The organism is Streptomyces sp. JL2001 (assembly GCF_050917515.1).
GTDB lineage: Bacteria > Actinomycetota > Actinomycetes > Streptomycetales > Streptomycetaceae > Streptomyces.
Genome location: NZ_CP169421.1, coordinates 7,469,042 through 7,488,876, shown reverse-complemented (window position 1 = coordinate 7,488,876; position 19,835 = coordinate 7,469,042). Strand labels below are relative to the sequence as shown.

The 19,835-nt window shown below is 73.7% G+C and carries 22 protein-coding genes; 14 read left to right on the top strand and 8 right to left on the bottom strand.

Annotated elements, in window-relative coordinates:
* Positions 1-94 precede the first annotated feature (94 nt).
* From ACE1OA_RS33555 to ACE1OA_RS33535, 5 genes are all read left to right on the top strand, one after another.
* On the top strand, positions 95-868 hold the full coding sequence (locus ACE1OA_RS33555) for a thioredoxin family protein (RefSeq protein ID WP_386543622.1): 774 nt from the start codon (positions 95-97) through the stop codon (positions 866-868).
* Positions 868-1,476 (top strand): TlpA family protein disulfide reductase, encoded by a 609-nt coding sequence (locus ACE1OA_RS33550; protein ID WP_356601447.1) that lies wholly within the window; start codon positions 868-870, stop codon positions 1,474-1,476. The genes ACE1OA_RS33555 and ACE1OA_RS33550 overlap by 1 nt, the downstream gene beginning before the upstream one ends.
* A complete protein-coding gene (locus tag ACE1OA_RS33545) occupies positions 1,473-2,255 on the top strand; it encodes a cytochrome c biogenesis CcdA family protein (protein WP_432753889.1) in 783 nt (260 codons plus the stop codon). The genes ACE1OA_RS33550 and ACE1OA_RS33545 overlap by 4 nt, the downstream gene beginning before the upstream one ends.
* A gap of 76 nt (positions 2,256-2,331) precedes the next feature.
* Entirely contained in the window at positions 2,332-2,976 is a 645-nt protein-coding gene (locus tag ACE1OA_RS33540) for a hypothetical protein (protein ID WP_432753888.1), read from the top strand.
* A 197-nt stretch (positions 2,977-3,173) separates the two neighbouring features.
* Positions 3,174-4,562: a HAMP domain-containing sensor histidine kinase gene (locus tag ACE1OA_RS33535; RefSeq protein ID WP_384872863.1), complete on the top strand. Its 1,389-nt coding sequence runs from the start codon at positions 3,174-3,176 to the stop codon at positions 4,560-4,562.
* Between the two features lie 87 nt (positions 4,563-4,649).
* Here the strand turns inward: ACE1OA_RS33535 and ACE1OA_RS33530 are convergent, their stop codons facing one another.
* Positions 4,650-5,228, bottom strand: a complete 579-nt coding sequence (locus ACE1OA_RS33530) for a hypothetical protein (protein WP_432753887.1) — start codon at positions 5,226-5,228, stop codon at positions 4,650-4,652.
* Between the two features lie 184 nt (positions 5,229-5,412).
* Here ACE1OA_RS33530 and ACE1OA_RS33525 point away from each other — a divergent pair, with 184 nt between their 5' ends.
* From ACE1OA_RS33525 to ACE1OA_RS33510, 4 genes are all read left to right on the top strand, one after another.
* The gene (locus tag ACE1OA_RS33525; RefSeq protein ID WP_432753886.1) at positions 5,413-7,779 is read left to right on the top strand and encodes a SpoIIE family protein phosphatase; all 2,367 of its coding nucleotides are present in this window, start codon (positions 5,413-5,415) and stop codon (positions 7,777-7,779) included.
* Positions 7,780-7,961: 182 nt separating this feature from the next.
* Entirely contained in the window at positions 7,962-8,300 is a 339-nt protein-coding gene (locus ACE1OA_RS33520) for a hypothetical protein (protein ID WP_356601453.1), read from the top strand.
* Positions 8,301-8,494: 194 nt separating this feature from the next.
* On the top strand, positions 8,495-8,809 hold the full coding sequence (locus ACE1OA_RS33515; RefSeq protein WP_356601454.1) for a hypothetical protein: 315 nt from the start codon (positions 8,495-8,497) through the stop codon (positions 8,807-8,809).
* A gap of 192 nt (positions 8,810-9,001) precedes the next feature.
* Positions 9,002-9,628, top strand: coding sequence for a hypothetical protein (locus ACE1OA_RS33510; protein ID WP_432753885.1), 627 nt, complete (start codon positions 9,002-9,004; stop codon positions 9,626-9,628).
* 101 nt (positions 9,629-9,729) lie between these two features.
* On the opposite strand, the gene ACE1OA_RS33505 is transcribed toward ACE1OA_RS33510, so the two are convergent.
* Positions 9,730-10,644: a UbiA family prenyltransferase gene (locus tag ACE1OA_RS33505; protein WP_432753884.1), complete on the bottom strand. Its 915-nt coding sequence runs from the start codon at positions 10,642-10,644 to the stop codon at positions 9,730-9,732.
* 278 nt (positions 10,645-10,922) lie between these two features.
* Here ACE1OA_RS33505 and ACE1OA_RS33500 point away from each other — a divergent pair, with 278 nt between their 5' ends.
* From ACE1OA_RS33500 to ACE1OA_RS33490, 3 genes are read left to right on the top strand one after another with little or no spacing between them, the layout of a single operon-like run.
* Complete coding sequence (locus ACE1OA_RS33500; RefSeq protein WP_432753883.1) at positions 10,923-12,020, top strand: type III polyketide synthase; 1,098 nt, start codon at positions 10,923-10,925, stop codon at positions 12,018-12,020.
* Between the two features lie 7 nt (positions 12,021-12,027).
* The gene (locus ACE1OA_RS33495; protein WP_432753882.1) at positions 12,028-12,564 is read left to right on the top strand and encodes an isoprenylcysteine carboxyl methyltransferase family protein; all 537 of its coding nucleotides are present in this window, start codon (positions 12,028-12,030) and stop codon (positions 12,562-12,564) included.
* Entirely contained in the window at positions 12,561-13,589 is a 1,029-nt protein-coding gene (locus ACE1OA_RS33490) for an NAD(P)/FAD-dependent oxidoreductase (RefSeq protein WP_356601459.1), read from the top strand. Before ACE1OA_RS33495 ends, ACE1OA_RS33490 begins: the two co-directional genes overlap by 4 nt.
* 7 nt (positions 13,590-13,596) lie before the next feature.
* Here the strand turns inward: ACE1OA_RS33490 and ACE1OA_RS33485 are convergent, their stop codons facing one another.
* The 5 genes from ACE1OA_RS33485 to ACE1OA_RS33465 form a co-directional block, all read right to left on the bottom strand.
* Entirely contained in the window at positions 13,597-14,145 is a 549-nt protein-coding gene (locus tag ACE1OA_RS33485; protein WP_356601460.1) for a hypothetical protein, read from the bottom strand.
* A gap of 127 nt (positions 14,146-14,272) precedes the next feature.
* Positions 14,273-14,788, bottom strand: a complete 516-nt coding sequence (locus ACE1OA_RS33480) for a hypothetical protein (protein WP_432753881.1) — start codon at positions 14,786-14,788, stop codon at positions 14,273-14,275.
* On the bottom strand, positions 14,788-15,033 hold the full coding sequence (locus ACE1OA_RS33475) for a helix-turn-helix transcriptional regulator (RefSeq protein ID WP_147981539.1): 246 nt from the start codon (positions 15,031-15,033) through the stop codon (positions 14,788-14,790). Before ACE1OA_RS33475 ends, ACE1OA_RS33480 begins: the two co-directional genes overlap by 1 nt.
* 372 nt (positions 15,034-15,405) lie before the next feature.
* Positions 15,406-15,840, bottom strand: a complete 435-nt coding sequence (locus ACE1OA_RS33470; protein ID WP_356601463.1) for an ester cyclase — start codon at positions 15,838-15,840, stop codon at positions 15,406-15,408.
* A 98-nt stretch (positions 15,841-15,938) separates the two neighbouring features.
* Positions 15,939-16,298, bottom strand: coding sequence for a hypothetical protein (locus ACE1OA_RS33465; RefSeq protein WP_356601464.1), 360 nt, complete (start codon positions 16,296-16,298; stop codon positions 15,939-15,941).
* A gap of 248 nt (positions 16,299-16,546) precedes the next feature.
* On the opposite strand from ACE1OA_RS33465, the gene ACE1OA_RS33460 reads away from it, so the two are divergent.
* Positions 16,547-17,443 (top strand): NAD-dependent protein deacetylase, encoded by an 897-nt coding sequence (locus ACE1OA_RS33460; protein WP_384872895.1) that lies wholly within the window; start codon positions 16,547-16,549, stop codon positions 17,441-17,443.
* Positions 17,444-17,552: 109 nt separating this feature from the next.
* Entirely contained in the window at positions 17,553-18,461 is a 909-nt protein-coding gene (puuE, locus tag ACE1OA_RS33455) for an allantoinase PuuE (protein WP_432753880.1), read from the top strand.
* Positions 18,462-18,581: 120 nt separating this feature from the next.
* Here the strand turns inward: puuE and ACE1OA_RS33450 are convergent, their stop codons facing one another.
* Entirely contained in the window at positions 18,582-19,784 is a 1,203-nt protein-coding gene (locus ACE1OA_RS33450) for an erythromycin esterase family protein (RefSeq protein ID WP_432753879.1), read from the bottom strand.
* Positions 19,785-19,835: the final 51 nt, after the last annotated feature.

The following is a 19,835-nucleotide window of genomic DNA, read 5'->3' as shown; positions in this document are numbered from 1 at the left end:
CGGACATGGCGCCGGGCGGCGTTCTGGCCCGGCTCCGGCACCGGCCGCCTCCAGGCCCCGGAGACCTCACCGCGACACAAGGGGTTGATTCGCCATGGCCGCACACCGGCGTCCACGCACCGCTGGCATACCGGGACTCGTCCGACTCTCCGCCGTCTCCCTGTCGGTGGCGACCGCGGCGGTGGCCACCGCCTGCGGCGTCGGCGGCTCGCGGAGCGACGACGCGCAGAGCGTCTCGGTCGCATCGGTCCCGGACGCGCCCACCGAGCAGAGCCCCACGGACCCCGGACCCACGACCGCTTCGGCCGGCACGCCCTCCCCCGCCTCCGCCTCCCCCACGTCCCGCCCGGCCGCCTCCTCGCCCGCCGGCAAGAGCGCCGCCGCGAGAACGGCGGCCCCACGCCCGGCCAGAACGGCGAGACCCGCCGAGTCCGCCAAGCCGGCCGCCACGAAGGGCGGTTCGGGATCCGGCTCCTCGGGCTTCTCCTCCGGCTACCCGACCGGCGCCGACGCGCGCGGAGCCGTCAAGGCGGCGGTCGCCGCGGCCAGGGCCGACGGGAAGAAGGTGCTGATCGACTTCGGCGCCAACTGGTGCGGCAACTGCAAGGCCGCGGACAAGGTCTTCGCCACGCGTGACGTGGGCGCCCTGCTCGACGCCTCGTACCACGTCGTCAAGGTCGACATCGGCAGTCAGGACTCCGGCGCCTTCGACCTGCTGCGCGACTACTGCTCCGGCCAGGGCGCGTACAAGATGCCGGTGCTGGTCGTCCTGGACGGCAACGGGAACGTCGTGACGGAGACCCACTCGACCGGGAACCCGGACCTCACCACCGCCGGCCTCAGCGCGTTCCTGCGGAAGTGGGCCTGATGGCGGCCGGGCGCCGCGGACGCGCGGCCGCCGCCCTGCTCCTCCTGTCCGTCGCGGTCACCGGGTGCGGCGGGGCCACCTCGACCGGAACCGACGGCCCGGGCGCCGGACCGGCCGCGGCGGCCAGTGCCGGTACCGCGGCGACCGCGACCGTCCTGCCCGCGGCCCGACGCCCGCCGGCCCCCGACACCGCCGGCCGCGACCTGGCCGGCCGGGACCTGGCCCTGCGCTCGTACCGCGGCAAGGTCGTCGTCCTCAACGTATGGGGCTCCTGGTGCGCCCCGTGCCGTGCGGAGGCCCCCGAACTGGAGGCACTGCGCGGCGCCCTGGAGCCCCGGGGCGTGCGGCTGGTGGGCGTCAACGTCCGCGACCGGTCGACCGGGCCCGCCGTGGGATTCGAGAAGACGTACGGCCTGCACTACCCGAGCATCCACGATCCCGACGGGAAGCTCCTCCTGGCCTACCCGCCGGCGCTGCTCAACCCGCAGGCGATCCCCTCCACCCTCGTCGTCGACCGGCAGGGCCGGATCGCGGCCGCCGTCTCCGGACCGGTCACCCGCGCGCAGCTGGAGCCGTTGGTGACCCGCGTCGCCGAGGAGGAGTCGTGACCGGCCCCGGGTGGACCGCGCTCGCCGCCGGTGTGGACGCCGGCACGGTGTCGGGCACACTGCTGCTGGCCGTGCCGGTGGCCGCGGCCGCGGGCCTGGTGTCGTTCCTCTCGCCCTGCGTCCTGCCGCTGGTGCCGGGCTACCTCAGCTACGTCACCAGCCTGTCGGTGGCCGACCTCGCCGAGGCGGACGGCGGCAGGCGCGGCCGGATGGTCGCCGGAGCCGCCTTGTTCGTCCTCGGCTTCAGCAGCGTCCTGGTGTCCGGCGGCGCCCTGTTCGGATACGTGGGACGCAACCTCCTCGCCTACCAGGACACCATCACCCTGGTCCTCGGCCTGTTCACGATCGCCATGGGCCTGGCCTTCGCGGGCTGGCTGCCCGGCTTCACCCAGCGGGAGCTGCGCAGCCGGCGCCGGCCCGCCCTCGGTCTGGCCGGCGCGCCCCTGCTGGGCATCGTGTTCGGCGTGGGCTGGACCCCGTGCATCGGTCCGACCCTGGCCGCCGTCCAGGCGCTGGCCTGGAACGAGGCGAGCGCGGGGCGGGGCGCCCTGCTGATGGTCTGTTACTGCCTCGGCCTCGGTGCGCCGTTCCTGTTGACCGCGCTGGCGTTCCGGCGGGCCCTCGGCGCGTTCCGCTGGGTCAGGAGCCACCACCGGGCCGTCATGCGGGGCGGCGGCGCCCTGTTGGTCCTGGTCGGGGTCCTGCTGGTCACCGGGCTGTGGTCCGACCTCGTCTACGCCCTGCAGGTACGGGTGGACGGCACGAGCGCCGGTCTGTAGGCGGGCGCCCGCCCCCGGTCCGGCACGGCGCCGCCCGACACACACCCCCTGGCACGAAAGAAGGACGAAGCACGACATGACACGACACACACCTCCGGTCCACCCGAACACCCGCGTCCACCTGAACACCGGGGCCCACCCGAACACCCAGGTCCACCCGAGCACCCGGGTACGCCGCACCGCGCGGGTACGCCTGGCCTGGGCCGCGGCCGCGGTCCTCGCGGCCACCTCGCTCACCGGATGCGGGCAGGAGGCTCAGGCACAGCGTCCCGCCGCGGTCACCGAGTTCAACGAGAACGGTGTCACCGTCCGGCTGAGCGTCTCCGACTGGAAGGCGTCCGCGGGCACCCTGGTCGCCACCTTCACCCCCGACGACGCCGGCTTCCACCTGTACAGCACGGCCCTTCCCGCGGACGGCATCGACGGGGTGGGGCGCCCCACCGAGCTGCGGACCAGCGGCACGGTCGCCGCCGCCGGCGAGCCGACCGTGGACGCGCCCGTCAGGACCATCGAGGTGCCGGGGGTGCGCGGCGCCGTTCCCGTGTATCCGGACGGGCCCGTCACGGTCACACTGCCGATCCGCGCGACCGCGCCGGGCAGGGCGAACGTGCTGGTCGGCTATGCGAGCTGCAGTTCGACCGAGGGGTGTACGATCCCCGTGGCCGACCGGGCCGTACCCCTGCTCACCAGCGAGGACGGCTTGTCGTTCGACGCCGGCTGACGGTTCGCGGCCGCCGCCTCCGGGGCAGCGCGGGGCGGCCGCCCCGCGGCCGGAACCCGTGCCGGACGCCCGTCGGAGCCCGCCAGGGCGCCACACCACAGACCGCCCGCACCGCAGACGGCGCGGCTCACCCGTTGGAGCGCTGTACCCGTGACCCGACGTCCCCGAACACCCGGCGAAACGGACGGACCCGCGCGGTGAGGCGCTCCCTGGCCGGGGTGGCCCTGGCCGTCACGTCGATGGTCGCCCTGTCGTTCCTGATCCCGCTGGGACTGCTGGTGATGTCGCTCGCCCGCGAGCAGAGCATCACCGCGGCCGAGCAGAGCGCCGCGGCGATGGCCCCGATCCTGGCGCTCACCACCGACGCGGCCGAACTGCGCGAGGCCGGGGCCGGTCTGCGGGCCGCCGAGCACATGGTCATCCATCTGCCGGACCACAGCACGGTCGGCGGCGCGGGGCACGCCCCGCCGGACCTGCTCGGCCGGGCCGAGGACGAGCGCGAGTCCATCTCGCGGGACGTCCCCGGCGGCTGGATCTACCTGCAGCCGGTGATCCTGCCCCAGGACCGGGTGGCGGTGGTGGAGAACTTCGTGCCCGACGACGAGCTGACCCGCGGCGTCGCCCTGTCGTGGAGCGTCATGGCCGGCCTGGCCCTGGTGCTGCTCGCCGGCTCCGTACTCGTCGCCGACCGACTGGGCTCGGCCGTCGTCACCGCCGCCAAGCGGCTGGCCGAGGCGTCCCGCAGGCTCGGCTCGGGCAACCTCGACACCCGCGTCCAGCCCAAGGGACCCCCCGAACTCAAGGAGGCCGGTACGGCGTTCAACACCATGGCCGACCGGATGACGGACCTGCTCGCGGTGGAACGGGAGCTGGTGGCCGACCTGTCCCACCGGCTGCGGACCCCGCTGACCGCGCTGCACCTTGCGGTCGAGCGGATCACGCCGAGCGCCGACACCGGTCGCATCCACGCGGCCGTCGCCGAACTGGAGAAGGAACTCAACGCGATCATCGCGGAGGCGCGCACGCCGCTGGCCGTCGGACCGCTGGGCCGGGTGCTGCGCGGGGAGGACTCCCCCGACGGGCCCCGCCCGGGTACGGAACGCTGCGAGGTCGCCGACGTCGTCCGCCGGCGGGCGGCGTTCTGGGCCGTGCTCGCCGACCAGCAGGAGCGCCCCTGCCACCTGCAGATCACCGACGAGGCGACTCCCGTCTGCCTGCCGGAATCGGACATCACGGCGGTCGTGGACGCGCTCGTGGGCAATGTCTTCCGCTACTCGCCGTGGGGCACGGCCCTGGAGATCTCGGTGCACCGCACCGCACACACCGTGGAACTCGTCGTCCACGACGCCGGTCCCGGCATCGCGGACCCGGACGGCGCCCTCGCCCGCGGCGGCAGCACGGGCTCCTCCGGGCTCGGCCTCGACATCGCCCGCCGCGCGGCCCTCGCCGCCCGCGGCTCCGTCCGCATCACCCGCGGCCCACTGGGCGGTGCCCACGTCGCCGTGACGTTCCGGCTCTCCACGGATCCCGCGCAGGGCGGCCCACGCTCCCGCCGCCGGACCCGCACCGCCGGCCGCGGCGCCTGAGGGGCACCGGACCGGGACCGGGGGAAGCCGTTGCGGCGACTCGGCGGAACCGCCGGGCAGCACCTCCGCCGAGGCAGGGCGCGGGCGTCACGCCGGATCGCGGCCGGCAGGGCCGGCGAGCCCAAGGTCCGTGCGCATGGCCTCGCGCAGGAACTCCAGCGGCTCCCACAGCTCGTCCAGCCGTCGCTGCAGTTCCTCCATCGTGATCTCCGGCCCGCGTGGTCCGGTGTCCAGGCGCTGCACCAGGCCGTAGATCCGGCGCACGGCGGCGTTGACCCGGCCCACGGCCTCGAGGACCTCGTCGGAGACGAGGATGTGAGCCTCGGCGTGCTGGACCACGAACGCGTTCCACCGTTCGGCAAGGTCGGCGCGGCGCGCGTCCTCCAGGGTCCCCGAGCGCCGGAGGTCGTACGTGCACGCTGCCAGCACATCCCGCACGGCCCGTACGGCCGCGCTGAACCGGATGTATCCGGCCTGCCGTTCCGCCAGCAGCCGGTCCTGCCGATCCCGGTCGCGGTCCTCCCTCCTGTGGCGCTCGGTGTGCTCCAGTTCCAGTTCCCGCAGGCGCTGGGCGGAGCGCTGCGTGAACCACACCGAGACGAGTGAGACGAGGCCGCCGAGAACGGCCGCCACCAGTGCCAAGGCCGCTGCCCCCTCGATCGTCATGCAGCGGACAGGAGCGCGCCCCGCCGACACACGGCCCGGCCCGGCCCCACGGCCGTCCGGCGCTGCCCGTCCGGCCCCGGCGCGTCCGCCGCACGGCGAAGGGGAGAAGTACACGAAAAGGCCTGCACAGGTGTGAAGCACCATAATGAGAGCGTTGCAGCCTCGACCGGGCGGTGATCCTTCCATGCGCTCGACCTCCTCTGGTGACGACGGCCTTCTCGCCGGCGTCGCCACCGCGCTGATCGACGCCCGGGGAGTCGTGGTGTCCTGGTCCGACGCCGCCTCGCGCCTCCTGGCCCGAGAGGCCGAGGAGGTACGGGGGCGATCGGTCCTGCGCCTGGTGGCCGAACCGGCCGGGCTTCCTCGCGGCCTCCCGGACGCCGGCGGCCGTCCCCTCGACGGCACGGTGCGGCTCAGCGGCGGAGCGGGCGATGTGTACGTGGAGTACCGCGTGCTGCCCACGGCGTCACCCGATCGCCTCGTCGTCCTGGCCGTGCCCGCCGACCGGGCCGCGGACGTACGGCACGGCACCACGCTGCTGCGTGCGCTGCTGGCCCAGGACGCCATCGGTGTCGTCCTGCGGGACACGGACCTGGCCGTCGTACTGACGAACCGCACGCCCGGCCTGTTCGGCGAGGTGCCGTACCGGACAGGCACCCGGCTCGCCGACGTCATGCACGCCGAGGACGCCGAGAAGGCGGAGGCGTCGCTGCGTGCGGTGCTGGAGACCGGCGATCCGGTGGTCAACCGCAAGCAGCGCGTACGCTCCCTCGCCACCCCTTCGGCGGAGTGGGACTTCTCCGTGTGCGCCGTGCGGCTGGAGGACGAAGGCGGCCGCCCCGACGGGGTCGTCGTCCTCCTCACCGACGCCACGGAGCAGTTCCGGGCCGCACACCGGCTGGAGCTGCGCCATCGGATGTCCAGCACGGTCGGACGGTCCCTGGACATCATCCGGACGGCTCAGGACATCGCCGACGTGCTGGTGCCCGCCTTCGGCGACCTCGCCTGGGTGGACCTGGCGGAGGACGTCCTGAACGGCGACGAGCCGCCCAGGAACTTCGGGGGCGGTGACCTGCACCTGCGCCGCGCCGCCGTGTCCCCCGGGGACGCGCCCTGGGCGCCGGAGCTCCTGCAGCCGGGGGCGAGCATCCCGGCGCTTCCCGACCGCCCTCTGCTGCGTCTGCTCCAGCAGGGGCGCGCCATCACCGTCGACCGCGCGACCCTGGAGCGCGGTCTGGCCGACCCCGACTTCGTGCGCGCCACGGCTCCGGAGAAGGGGCACTCGCTGGCCGTCGCGCCGCTCTTCGCCCGGGACCTGGTGCTGGGCGTCGCCGCGGTCTGGCGCACCGAACGACCCGAGCCGTTCGACCAGCGGGACATCGACCTGCTGTCCGAGGTCGCCTCCCACGCCGCGCTGGCGGTGGACAACGCACGTCGCTACACCCGCGAGCACCGTGCCGCCGTGGCGCTGCAGGAGCACCTACTCCCGCAGGCCGTCACCCGCACCACGGTGCTGGAGACGGCCGGCCACTACCTGCCGGCCTCCGGGGGCGCCGAGATCGGCGGTGACTGGTACGACGCCATCGCCCTGCCCTCGCTGCGCACGGCCCTGGTCGTCGGGGACGTCGCCGGCCACGGGCTCCACGCCAGCGCGACGATGGGGAGGCTGCGCACCGCCGTCCACACGCTGGCCGACCTCGAACTCCCTCCGGACGAGCTGCTCGCCCATCTCGACGACCTCGTGGTCCGGTTGGCGGCCGAGGCGGAGCCCGGGCAGCGCGACGCGGTCGGCGCGACGTGCCTGGTGGTGCTGCACGACCCGGTCGCAGGCCAGTGCACGGTGGCGGCCGCGGGACATCCTCCGCCCGTCCTCGTCCTCCCGGACGGCACGGCGGAACCCGTGCCGATCCTCCCCGGACCGCCGCTCGGCGTCGGAGGAATGCCGTTCGAGACGACCACGGTCGACGTGCCCCCGGGCAGCCTCCTCGCGCTGTTCACCGACGGTCTCATCGAACGGTGCGGGGGCGAGGTGAGCGACGTCGTCGCCCGGCTGTCACCACCGCACGACCCCGCGCGCCCGCTGCAAGCCCTGGGGAGTGCTCTCATCGCCTCGGACCGTCCCCATGCGGCGCGCGACGACACCGCTCTGCTGCTGGCCCGCACCGCGCCCCTGCCCGCCGACGCGGTCGCCGAGTGGGAGTTCCCCACCGATCCGGCGGCCGTCGCCGGCGCCCGCGCCGCCGTCACGGAACAGCTGGCGGCCTGGGGACTCGACGACATCGGCTTCACCACCGAACTGATCGTCAGCGAGCTCGTCACCAACGCCATCCGCTACACGAAGGGCCCCGTGGGGTTGCGTCTGATCCGCGACACCTCGCTGATCTGCGAGGTCAGCGATCCCAGCCACACTCAGCCCCGGCTGCGACGCGCCCTCACCACCGACGAAGGGGGCCGTGGCCTGTTCCTCGTCGCCCAGATCGCCGGTCGGTGGGGAAGCCGCCACGGGCCCGAGGGCAAGACCATCTGGGCGGAGCAGCCGCTGCCGTCGTGACGGGGCGGTGCCTGCGGCCGGGGAGGCAGCCGTGACGCGAGATGACGCCCGTGAAGTGGCTGGAAGGATTCCCGCCCGGGGAATCGGCAGCGCGGCTCGGAACGGCTTGACCTGCCGTTTCACGCCCCTTCGATACGGGCACAGGCGGACAGCCAGTACGTTCGGCCCGGGAGGGGACGCCGATGCTGCTCAGCCACGATGCCCATGACGGTGCGCTGCGAATCACGCTGCACCGGAACCTCGACATCACCAACCGTGCGGCGGCGGCGCTGCAGATCGAGGCGCTGATCGCCGCCTACCGGCCCGCCCGCGTCGTCATCGAGCTGACCAGCACCCCGCCGTCCCTGGCCACGCTGAGCGCGATCGCGCGGGCGAAGAGGAGGTGCGAGGGCCTGGACATCCCCCTCGCCCTGGTCGAGACGGCCGCCGGACCGGTGCCCACCGCCGGGCCGGACCCGGTCCGCGAGGCCGGCGGAGACCCCCGCCTGCCCGGGCAGGCCTCCGCCGAGGCGACCTCGTAGGCGGTCCCGGCAGCAGCTGTGACCCGCGCCGGCCGGGGGCAGGCCACCCGGCCGGCAGGACCGGCCGGGCGGGTCTCCGGAGTTCGGTCTCGATGAGCGCGTCGGCTGGCTCCCGTCGGCCCCTCTCGTCACACTCGACCCCTGGCCTGTCAGGTACGCACTCCGCGTACCGGGAGCCGGTCCGGGAGGCACACATGGTCATCGACCACACGCTCGCAGACGGTGTCCTGCAGGTGAGGCTCCTGCGGGAACTCGACATCACCACCCGGGCGGCGGCCGCCCTGGAGATCGAGGCCCTTGTCGCCGGCCACCGGCCCGATCAGGTACTCGTCGAACTCCCTTCCCCGGTCCCGTCACCCGCCACTTTCAGCGCTCTCGCCCGGGCGCGGCGGATGTGCCAGAGCCTGGGCATCCCGCTCACCACCACAGGTCCCGGAGCCGACTGGGACCGCCGAGCCGCACGGCCGGATCCCGTACGCCTGGAAACCGGATCCCGCCAGGACCGGTAGCTCACCGTGCGGCCCCGGCCCTCGGCCCTCCGCGTCCGGGCACCCGAGGTGTCCGCCGCCTCCGGGCCGGGCAGGCTGCGGAAGCAGCCGTGGACCATGGAGCCGGGCAGGACCAAGGAGCGTCTTGTCCGGGCGGCGTCTCGCACCACTCCCGGATCGAGCCGTGTCAGTCGCTGCTGACAGGATTCAGGGGTGCTGATCCAGGGATACGAGGACGGGCCGCTCGTCGCCGGCGAGTCGCTGATGACCCGTCCAGGCTTCTGGTCGAGCTACTTCCTGCAGGTGTACGGCGACGACCCGGGGGACACGCGCCCGGATCCGGAGTGGTTCGGCGATGACGCCGCCGATACCGATGCTCTGTCCGAGGTGCTCTTCGACCCGGCGCGTTGGCCGGTGTTCCGGGTGCCGGCCGGAGACGGCCCGGGAGTCGTGGTGATCTGCCGCAACCTGCCGGGCGAGTACGGCATCGACCACCTCCTCACCCGTCCGGGCCGGAGCGACGCCGGGCAGGTCGCGAGCCGGGATGGGGGCTTCTCGGGGACAGGGCTGACGTGGGACGAGCTGGTTCGCCTCGCGGACACCCCGCCGTCCGCCGTCACCGAAGGCGTCGAGGACCCGCCCGCCCGGCTCCTGTTGCTTCTCCCCCTGCTCGGCAGCGCGGAGGTGCCGGAGTCCGCGAAGCCCAGGCTCCGCGCTGCCCTCGTGTCGGCCGGTGCGCCGCGGGACGCCGCCTCCGCCACGGCGGAGCATATGCTGACCCACCTGACGGACAGGTCGCTGCACGATCCCGCCTGGGGATCGCCGCTGAGTGGCGGCTGAAAGCGTGTCGAAGGCGCTGACGGCCCGTGGCCCGCAGCGCCCGGGAACCCGTACCGGCGGCTCCGCGGACCGGACACCGGCCCTTCGATCGCCTCCTACGGTCACGGCCAGAGCGGTCCGGCCGGTTGCGTGCCGCCGGCCAGCACCAGGAGCACGGCGTCGGCTCCGGCCATGGCCATGATGGCGGCGAACGGCAACCGCCCGCCGGAGAGTGCGGGCGGGCCAGCCACCGAGATCAGGCAGAGCACCAGCGTCGTACCGATCAGGACTCCCCCGCTCAGGGACACGGATCCGGTCGGCCCGACCGCCAGCACCACGCAGGAGGCGAACGCCGTCACGGCGGCCCACGCCGTCGAGGCGCGCCGTCCGAGTCTCTGCGGAAGTCCGCGCACACCTCCCGCGAGGTCGTCCTCGATGTCCGGCAGCACGTTCGCGAAGTGGGCGCTGGTGGCGAGCATGGCTGCCGCCGCCGTCAGCCACCAGGGCGGCCACGGCCGGCCCGGGAGGGCCAGCGTCAGGAAGGCGGGGAGCAGGCCGAAGGCGACGGTGTACGGCAGCCAGGAGAGGACCGTGCGCTTGAGCCACAGGTTGTAGGCCCATGCGGCGGCGACGCAGCCGAGATGGACCGAGCCGGCCAGGAGTCCGCAGGCCAGCGACAGCGGAACGCAGGCGAGCAGGGCCACGAACGCCGCCGTGCCCACCGCGCCCGGTCGCAGTGTCCCCATCGCCAGCGGCTTGTCCCGGCGTCCGGCGGCCCGGTCGCGGCGCAGGTCGACCCGGTCGTTGCACCAGCCGACCGACAGCTGGCCCGCGGCCACCGCGGCGACCGCCTCGAGGCCGGCGGCGGCACCCAGCCCGAGGGCGGAGGCCAGCAGCGCGGTGAGGCCCGTCACCGCGGCCGCGGGCACCGGGTGACTGGCCTTCAGAAGAGGCAGGAGGAGGGGCGTTTCGACGGGCGTCGCCCCCGGCGGATGCCCGGTGCGGTGGCGGGGTCCTTCTTCGGTGGTGGCGGGCATCGCACCACGCTAAGGGCCGGCCCGTCATCCGCGGTGGGTCGGCGCGCGGCGCTGATGCGGTGTGTCGCGAGGCGGAGGGTCGTCCTCGTGCCCGGCGTACTCGGGCGATCCGGCAACGCCGCGTGGGGGGCACGGCACCGCCGGCCGAAGGCGGGGGGGCGCCGTGGGCGCCGGGCGTCGTGCGCCCGCCGGGGATCGCGGGGCAGCCCTGCGGGGACGGCGCGCCCGCGAAGGCCGGGTTCAGGCTGTGGGCGGCGCCCTGTCCCTATGTTGGAGCGATGACGCGCGTCCTCGCGGTGAGCACGGCCTTCCCTCCGCACCGCTACCTGCAGCAGGAGATCACCGACGACCTGGTCTCCAGCCTGCCACCGGGGACCGACAGCGGCCTCCTGCGCCGACTGCACGCGGCGGCCCGCGTGGAGACGCGCCATCTCGCCCTGCCCCTGGACCGCTACCGCGACCTCGGCACCTTCGGCGAGACCAATCGGCTCTTCGTCGAACTGGCCGCCGACCTGGGGGCCGACGCGGCCCGGCAGGCACTCGACGAGGCGGGCGTGCGCCCGGAGGAGGTCGACCTGGTCGTCTCGACGACCGTCACGGGGATCGCCACGCCCTCCCTGGATGCCCGTCTCGCCTCCCGGATCGGCCTGCGGCCCGACGTCACGCGCATGCCCCTGTTCGGGCTCGGCTGCTCGGGGGGCGCCGCCGGGCTGGCTCGCGTCCACGACCACCTCGGCGTCCGGCCCGGCAGGACCGCTCTGCTTCTGTCCACCGAACTGTGCTCGCTCACCTTGCAGCGGGCGGACATGTCGATGGCGAACCTGGTGGCCGGCAGTCTCTTCGGGGACGGGGCCGCCGCGCTGGTGGCCGCCGGCAGCGGCCGCCACCGTGCGCCGGCGGTCACGTCCGGAGCTCCGGACGTGACCGCCGCACCCGGCGTTCCCGGCGCCACGGTCGTGGCCGCGCGCAGTCGCCTGTACCCCGGGACCGAGCACCTGCTCGGCTGGGACGTCGGCGAATGGGGCTTCAGCCTGGTACTGGGCCCGGAACTCCCCGATCTCGTCCGGCTCCAGGTGAGCGAGGAGGTGGAGTCCTTCCTCGCCGAGCACGATCTCAAGCCCTCGGACGTGACGGCGTGGATCGTCCACCCCGGCGGCCCCAGGATCCTGGACGCGCTCGCCGAGGAACTCGGCCTGCCGGACGCGGCCCTCGCCACGAGCCGCCGCGCCCTGGCCGCGACCGGGAACCTGTCCTCCGCCTCGGTGCTGCAGATCCTCCGTGACACGCAGCTCGCACAACCGCCGCCCGGGACGACGGGGTTGATGATCGCCCTCGGGCCCGGTGTCTCGTCCGAACTCGTCCTCCTGACCTGGTGAGGGTGGCATGACGCCATACGCCGTACTGATCCTCCTGGTCACCGCCGAGCGCTTCGCGGAACTCGCCGTCGCCCGCCGCAACGGCGCCTGGAGCCGAGCCCGCGGTGCCCGCGAGTACGGGGCCGGGCACTACCCCACCATGGTCGCCCTGCACACCGCGCTGCTGGCCGGCTGCCTCGTCGAGCCGTGGCTGGCCGACCGGCCCTTCCTGCCGCTGCTCGGCTGGCCCGCCCTCGCCCTCGCCCTCGCCGCCCAAGGGCTGCGCTGGTGGTGCATCGGCACCCTGGGTCCTCGCTGGCACACCCGTGTGCTGATCGTCCCCGACCTTCCGCTCGTCACCTCCGGCCCGTACCGGTATCTGCGGCATCCCAACTACGTGGCCGTCGTCGTCGAGGGCGTGGCCCTCCCCCTGGTGCACACCGCGTGGATCACCGCCCTGGGGTTCTCGCTCCTGAACGCGGCCCTGCTGGCGACACGCATCCGCTGTGAGAACTCGGCGCTGGCGCCGTCCCGTTCCCTCTCCGCCCCCGGCGCCGCGCCGTGATCGACCTTCTCGTCGTCGGAGGTGGTCCGGCGGGGCTGGCCACCGCGATCCACGCGGTGCGGTGCGGTCTCGACGTCGTGGTTGCCGAGCCCCGTCCGGCGCCCGTGGACAAGGCCTGCGGAGAGGGGCTGATGCCCGCGGCGGTCCGCGCTCTCCGGGCGCTCGACGTGCAGGTGGCCGGCCAGGCCCTTCGGGGCATCCGCTACGTCGACGCCACCGGGAGCCGGCGCGCCGAAGCCGTCTTCCGCACCGGCCACGGCCTCGGCGCCCGCCGCACGCTGCTCCACGAGGCGCTCACCGCGCGCGCTGCCGAACTCGGTGTTCCGGTCGTCCCCCATCGCGTCCGGCAGGTGAGCCAGCACGACACGCACGTCTCCGCGGACGGGATGAACGCCCGCTACCTGGTGGCGGCCGACGGGCTGCACTCCCCCACCCGTCGCGCGCTCGGCCTGACGGTGCGGCCGGACGCCCGGCGGCACCCACCGCGCTACGGGCTGCGCCGGCACTACGCCGTCGAGCCGTGGAGCGACCTGGTGGAGGTGCACTGGTCGGCCGAGTGCGAGGCGTACGTGACGCCGCTCGGGCCACGCCAGATCGGCGTCGCCCTCCTCACGTCCCACCAGGGCCCCTACGAAGCCCAGTTGGCGAACTTTCCGCTTCTGCTGTCCCACCTGGGCACGGCAGACGGGACACCGGTCAGAGGCGCCGGTCCGCTGCGTCAGCAGGCACGCTCCCGGGTCGCCGGCCGGGTGCTCTTCGTCGGTGACGCGGCCGGATACGTCGACGCGCTGACGGGCGAGGGACTCACGCTCGCCCTGGCCTCGGCGGAGGCGCTGGTGCGGTGCCTGCGGGAAGGCCGTCCGGAGGCGTACGAACACGCGTGGTGCCGCTTGTCCCGCGCGTACCGTCTCCTGACGACGTCCTTGCTCTGGGCCCGGAGCCGGCCTCGACTGGCCCCGTTGATCACCCCGGCGGCGGTCCGCTTCCCGGGTCTGTTCCAGCGCGCCGTGAACCTGCTCGCCTGAGCGCCCGTCAGCTCCCGGCCGCTTCCGTCACCGATCCGCCGCTCGCCCGCATCCCCAGGACCATCGCCGTCGCCGTGCCCCAGAGCGACAGCGCGGCGCCCATGCCGACCACCAGACGCACCGCCGTGTCCGAGCCGTCGACGAGGTGGACGACCACCCCGGCGGCTCCTGCCGCGACCAGCAGCCCCGCCGGGACCTTGAGGCGAGGCTGCTCGAACGTCGCCGCGAGGGGCACGAAGTGCAGCCCGACGACGACCGCGACCAGCGGCGGGATGAGCGCCGGTACGCCCGCCGCGGAGCAGCCCACGGCCACGCCGGCGATCAACAACCACTGGAGGCCGTTGACTTGATTGAACCGACGACGCCGCCCGCTGTCGGCGAGCGGGTCCGGCCGCGACCCGTCGAAGAGGCGCCGGGCCGTCAGCAGCAGGCCGGCCGTGGCCGCGACCCCGGCCAAAACCGCCACGAGCCAGACCGCCCCCGTGAACACGCTGGCACCGAGCAGCCACCAGCCGAAACCGAACAACGCAAGAATCCCCACCCCTGACTTGAACATGCCGAAACCCTAGACTCCAGGCGCCGGCGCCGCCACATGATCGCGGAGCGCCGGGGGCCGGACGGCCTGCGGCCGTCCCCCACGGGCCACCCGGCTCCCTCGCCTACTCCCGTAGAACCAGCCCGCCCTACACCTCGTCGTCGGCGTCGTCGATCAGATCGTCCTGGACACGCAGCCCCGCCACCCACAGCGGCATCATCCAGTGCAGGGCGAGCACCCCGACCAGCACCGGGAGCACCCACGCCCGCGGCTCCGCGTCCGACAGGACGCCGTAGCCGCCCGCCGCGCACGCGGCGGCCATCAGCAGCCACAGGGTGATCCGGTGGGCGAGGGCGCGCACCCGGTCGCGCTCGACGAGCTGGCGCTCGTCGAGCATGCGGCCGCGCAGTTCGAGGAGCCCGCGGGTGGAACCGTTGAGCATCCCGGTCAGCAGGACCCAGGGCACCAGCACCGCGGCGACGAGCACGACCGGCCCGAGCCCCGCGGCGGACACCGTGCCGATCCAGCCGCCCACCCCGACGCCGGTGAGCACGATGTGAGCCCCCACCAGAAGCCGACGGCGCCCCTTCGTCGCGTAGAAGGCGGCCGCCCGGCGGTCGTTCATCACGGCGTACATCCGCCGGTCGTAGCGCGTCGTGGTCATCACTGCTTCCTCCCGTAGACCTCGTCCGTGAGCGGCTGGAACGGCTCCAGGGAGAACAACGCCTCCACCGGCAGCGCGAAGAACCTGGCCACCTTCAAAGCCAGGTCCAGGCTGGGGTTGTACTGGCCCCGCTCGATATAGCCGATGGTCTGGTAGTGGACACCCACTGCCTCGGCCAATGCCTGTCGCGACACCTTCCGCTCAGCACGGACCACAGCCAACCTGTTGTGAACCTGCTCGCTCATGTATAAGAAGTACTACATTTGAGCGTAGGAGCACAACAGGCAATGCGGAAGGGGTGTCGCGGTCCGGGGGCGCGCCCGCCGTCCGCGCCGGGCGGGCAACTCGGTGACCTACAGCGCGGTTTCAGGCCATCACCGTCACGACGCGGAACCTCGGCGCGCGGGCATCGATGTCACGCATTTTGGCTCCGTGGGCGCGGCGGCGGGCGATGACCTCCTCGATGTCGTCGACGGCGAACATGACGCGTCGAACGCCCAGTGTGCGTACCTGAGACCAGCCGCCGGGCCGTGTGCATCCTCTGGCGGACCCGCCGCACAGGCGCCCACCGTGCACGGTGGGCGCCTGTGCGGCGGTCCATGGTCTTCCGGTGCTCGTCAGGAGGGGAAGGCGCCGAGCTGGCGCAGCTGCGTGAGGACGTCGACGACGCCGCGGATCTCGACGATCCGCCCCTCAGCGAAGCGGAAGATGAAGATCTCGTTGTAGCTGACGGACCTTCCGGTGGGCGGCAGACCCTGGTACGCGCCCTGATGGGTCCCGGTCACCGTGTTCCTGGCGACGACCTTGTCCCCCTCCGCGATCGTCTCCTCGACGGTGACACGGATGTCGGGAAACGCGCTCAGGAGCACGTCCCACACCCGCTTCAGAGCCTCCGCGCCCGTCGCGCCCATCGGTACCGGCGCGTGGAACCGCACGTCCGGTGCGACGAACTCGTCGATGGCCTTCGATACGACCGTCGGATCGCCGCTGTTCACAGCGGTGTGGAACCGGTTGAGCGCCGCCGTGTTGCTTGTTGTCCCCGCTGCCGACATGCGGTGTCCCCTCTGGATGCTGCTGGACGAAGTCTCAGTGAGAAGACGCCGCAGCCCCCGGGAATGTGACGCGACGCGTGTCCGGGTCGCAACCAGGATCAATCGGCCGTGAGGAACTCCGAGAGGCTCACGGCGGGACAACCGAAGATCTCCGACAACGCGCGCTGCTGGAACCCGGTCAAGGGGCGGACGAAGACGACCACGTCAGCGGCGGCCGCTTCCCGGGCGGCGGCCACCTCCCGTACCTTTCCACTCCCCAGCACCGTCCGTGAGGAGTAGGGCAACCCCATCGTCCTCACCCCTCCGGACGAGACTCCCCGCCGCTGCACGAACCGTCCGACGACTCGTGCGCCCCGCGCCGCCAGTTCCGTGGCCGCCGCGTCCATGCGGGCGACGAAGTCCTTCTCCTTCGCGGAGAAGTAGCCGACGACGAGCACATCGGCCCCCGCGACCGTCACGGGCGGCGCGACCCGGGGGCGTGCCGAGGCCGCTCTCGCACGGGGGGAGGGGCGCCGGTCGCGTCTACGGGGCTGCTGCACGAGCGCAAGGCTAAGGGCTGCCCCGTCGTGGCTGCCACCTGCGGCGACACTCGCTTTCCCCCGTGCCCGCGGCGCCTCGCCCCGCCGCGTCGGCGACCGCGAGCAGGTGGAGAGACGCTGCCGCAGGTGGGGCGGCGGTCGGGTCCGGTGTTTCGTACCCTGGCGGCATGAGGATGCGCCCCACTCTCAGCTGGACCCCCACCGAGGACCTGCCGCCGGGCATCACGGATCCGGGTCCGGTCGCCGACGCTCTGGCGGCCGGTGGGGTGCTGGTGCTCAGCGGGGCGGGCCTCTCCACCGAGTCGGGCATCCCCGACTACCGCGGCGAGGGCGGCAGCCTGAGCCGGCACACCCCGATGACCTACCAGGACTTCACCGCCGGCCCCCAGGCCAGGCGCCGTTACTGGGCGCGCAGCCATCTCGGCTGGCGCACCTTCGGCCGTGCCCGCCCGAACGCCGGGCATCGGGCGGTGGCCGCGTTCGGGCGGCACGGCCTGCTGTCGGGTGTCATCACCCAGAACGTCGACGGCCTGCACCAAGCCGCGGGCAGCGAGGACGTCGTGGAGCTCCACGGCAGCCTGGAGCGGGTGGTCTGCCTTTCCTGCGGCGCGTTCAGCCGGCGCCGTGAACTCGCGGAGCGGCTGGAGGAGGCCAACCGGGGATTCGAGCCGGTGGCGGCCGGTATCAACCCGGACGGCGACGCCGACCTCTCCGACGAGCAGGTCGGCGGCTTCCGCGTGGTGCCCTGCCTGGTCTGCGGCGGCGTCCTCAAACCGGACGTGGTGTTCTTCGGCGAGGCCGTCCCGCCCGCACGGGTCGAGCACTGCCGCCGGCTGGTCCGCGAGGCGGCCTCCCTGCTGGTCCTGGGCTCCTCACTGACGGTGATGTCCGGGCTGCGGTTCGTCCGCGAGGCGGCCCAGGCCGGGAAGCCCGTACTGATAGTCAACCGCGACCCGACCCGCGGGGACCGGCATGCCCTCACCCGCGTGGCACTCCCCCTGGGAGCGGCGCTCACCACCGTGGCCGCCCGGCTCGGCCTCCCCGCCGACGGCCAGGCCCCCTGACGCCCTGGCCGAGGTGACGGCAGCGTGGAGCGGCGGCGGTGCCCGGCTTCCGGGTGGGGTGGGGCGTGGTCCCGCCGCCCTGACGCGGTGCGACGGTAGGGTGCGGCCCGTGTCCGAGCATGAGCGCGACCTCGTCGGGTACGGTGCCGAGCCGCCGCACGCCGCGTGGCCCGGTGGCGCCCGCGTCGCCGTCAGCCTCGTCCTCAACTACGAGGAGGGCGGGGAGCAGAGTGTCGTCGAGGGCGATCCCGCCTCCGAGGGCTATCTGCACGAGATCATCGGCGCGCCACCCGTGGTCGGCGGGCGCGACCTGAACGTCGAGTCGATGTTCGCGTACGGCTCCCGGGCCGGGTTCTGGCGCATCCATCGCACGCTCGCGGCGCACGGCGTCCCGCTCACGGTGTACGCCGTGGGCCGGGCGCTCGAGCGCAATCCCCGGGTGGCGAGGGCGATGGCCGACGCCGGCTGGGAGGTGGCGAGCCACGGCTGGCGCTGGATCGACTACCGGCACGTGCCCGAGGACGTCGAGCGTGCGGACATCGCGCGCTCGATCTCGACGATCGAGCGGCTCGTCGGCCGCCGTCCGGTCGGCTGGTACACCGGCCGGACGAGCCCGCACACCCGCAGCCTCGTCGCCGAGGAAGGGGGCTTCCTCTACGACTCCGACGACTACTCGGACGACCTGCCGTTCTACGTCGAGGCCGCCGGCCGGCCGCACCTCGTGGTGCCGTACAGCCTCGACGCGAACGACTTCAAGTTCCTCATCGTGCACGGCTTCACGACCGCCGAGGACATGCTCGCGTACCTGGTCGACACGTTCGACACGCTTCACGACGAGGGCGCCGAGCGCCCGCGCATGATGAGCGTCGGCCTGCACTGCCGGATCATCGGCAGGCCCGGGCGCATCCGCGCGCTCGACGGCTTCCTGCGGCACGTCGCGCGGCGTGGCGGTGCCTGGGTCGCCACCCGCGAACAGATCGCCCGCCACTGGCTCAGCACGCATCCGCCGTCGCGCTGAGTGCGGGGTGCTGTGCGGACGTGACATCGCACGGGCTCGAACGGCCGCGCGCGAGGGGGCGCGCGCGAGGGGCCAGGGTCTACCGCCGACGGCGTGGCGGGGTGCGGCGCGGGCGCCGCATCAGCTGCGCGGGACGTCCCCGACGAACACGAGGCCGTCGATGGTCGGCAGGTGGGCCGGGTCGAGCGGGGCGTAGCCGAACCACGGGGAGACGCGCGGTGCGGGCAGGGGGGTGCCGAGGGCGGCGGCAAGGCGCCGGGGGTCGACGAGGCAGCGGTCCTCGGGGAGCGCGTACAGGAGCCCTTCGACGGTGTCCGGCGGCGGTGTGTCCACGCCCTGGTGCCGGATCGTGCCCAGGGCGGTCGCCAAGAAGGCGTACTCCTCCCCCAGCCGCGCGCTCGCCAGCGCACCGGCGCTCCACCACTCCAGGGGCGCTCCGCCCATCCTCATCGAGCTCTTCTCCCGCTGGAGGTGGGCGTTGTGGGCGTGGACGAGCACGGGGCCGCGGGCCGCAACTGCGAGGAGGTTGTCGGCCATCATCTGGTCCCGCAGCCCCACCAGTCGTGTCAGGCGGGCGGGTGAGGTGTCGGCCGTCCAGGAGTGGTAGCGGAGCAGGCCGACGGCGGTGCGGGCGTACAGGCAGGCCCGGTCCCAGTCCTCCGGCGAGGTCGCCGCGAGCAGCTGCGGGCTCTGGGCGGCGAGCAGGGCCGTCATGTCGTCGGCGTACAGCCGCAGTTCACCGGCCTCGTCCGACCGACCTATCGACCGGGTCGGGTCCATCATCGCCGCGGGTTCGGTCCATCGTTCGTCGGCGCCGAGGAGACGGCCGAGCGTGTCGGCCGTGCAGGGGAGCAGGGACGCGTCGACCCGGGCGGCGAGGTAGCCGTGGAGCGCGGTGAGGGCCTGACGAGGGCTCGCGGCGCCGCTGATCTCCAGCGGTCCGTCGATGCCTGCGAAGCGGAGCCGCTCGGAGGGGGGCAGGCCGTCGTTGTGGGTGCGCATCCAGCGCACGAGGTCGCGGTTGGCCGCCGAGGCGCCCCAACCGTGGCTGAAGCCGTGCTCCATGACCTCGTCGAGGCTGCCGGCACCGGAGGTGACGTGGTCGTCCACGAGGAGGCCCCGCAGGCAGTCGCTCTCGATGGCGATGGCCCGGTAGCCGTGCTGCTCGACGAGGTCGCGGAAGAGTTCGTTGCGGAGTTCGAGCAGCGAGTCCTCGCCGTGGGTGGGCTCGCCCAGAGCGAGCAGTCGGGGCCGGGTCGGCAGCAGCCGCATGACGGCGGCAGCCTCGACGGCATGGGCGGTGTCCTTGATGTCGGTCGCCATGCCTTCAACGGTATCGTTGAACCTCCGTTTGAAACTTCTGCGCGATATCGT

What these genes read in the sequence shown, in the direction of transcription:
- ACE1OA_RS33555 (WP_386543622.1), top strand. Translation starts at nt 95, where the DNA reads ATGGCCGCACACCGGCGTCCACGCACCGCTGGCATACCGGGACTCGTC.
- ACE1OA_RS33550 (WP_356601447.1), top strand. Translation starts at nt 868, where the DNA reads ATGGCGGCCGGGCGCCGCGGACGCGCGGCCGCCGCCCTGCTCCTCCTG.
- ACE1OA_RS33540 (WP_432753888.1), top strand. Translation starts at nt 2,332, where the DNA reads ATGACACGACACACACCTCCGGTCCACCCGAACACCCGCGTCCACCTG.
- ACE1OA_RS33530 (WP_432753887.1), bottom strand. Translation starts at nt 5,228, where the DNA reads ATGACGATCGAGGGGGCAGCGGCCTTGGCACTGGTGGCGGCCGTTCTC.
- ACE1OA_RS33525 (WP_432753886.1), top strand. Translation starts at nt 5,413, where the DNA reads ATGCGCTCGACCTCCTCTGGTGACGACGGCCTTCTCGCCGGCGTCGCC.
- ACE1OA_RS33520 (WP_356601453.1), top strand. Translation starts at nt 7,962, where the DNA reads ATGCTGCTCAGCCACGATGCCCATGACGGTGCGCTGCGAATCACGCTG.
- ACE1OA_RS33515 (WP_356601454.1), top strand. Translation starts at nt 8,495, where the DNA reads ATGGTCATCGACCACACGCTCGCAGACGGTGTCCTGCAGGTGAGGCTC.
- ACE1OA_RS33505 (WP_432753884.1), bottom strand. Translation starts at nt 10,644, where the DNA reads ATGCCCGCCACCACCGAAGAAGGACCCCGCCACCGCACCGGGCATCCG.
- ACE1OA_RS33500 (WP_432753883.1), top strand. Translation starts at nt 10,923, where the DNA reads ATGACGCGCGTCCTCGCGGTGAGCACGGCCTTCCCTCCGCACCGCTAC.
- ACE1OA_RS33495 (WP_432753882.1), top strand. Translation starts at nt 12,028, where the DNA reads ATGACGCCATACGCCGTACTGATCCTCCTGGTCACCGCCGAGCGCTTC.
- ACE1OA_RS33485 (WP_356601460.1), bottom strand. Translation starts at nt 14,145, where the DNA reads ATGTTCAAGTCAGGGGTGGGGATTCTTGCGTTGTTCGGTTTCGGCTGG.
- ACE1OA_RS33480 (WP_432753881.1), bottom strand. Translation starts at nt 14,788, where the DNA reads ATGACCACGACGCGCTACGACCGGCGGATGTACGCCGTGATGAACGAC.
- ACE1OA_RS33475 (WP_147981539.1), bottom strand. Translation starts at nt 15,033, where the DNA reads ATGAGCGAGCAGGTTCACAACAGGTTGGCTGTGGTCCGTGCTGAGCGG.
- ACE1OA_RS33470 (WP_356601463.1), bottom strand. Translation starts at nt 15,840, where the DNA reads ATGTCGGCAGCGGGGACAACAAGCAACACGGCGGCGCTCAACCGGTTC.
- ACE1OA_RS33460 (WP_384872895.1), top strand. Translation starts at nt 16,547, where the DNA reads ATGAGGATGCGCCCCACTCTCAGCTGGACCCCCACCGAGGACCTGCCG.
- ACE1OA_RS33450 (WP_432753879.1), bottom strand. Translation starts at nt 19,784, where the DNA reads ATGGCGACCGACATCAAGGACACCGCCCATGCCGTCGAGGCTGCCGCC.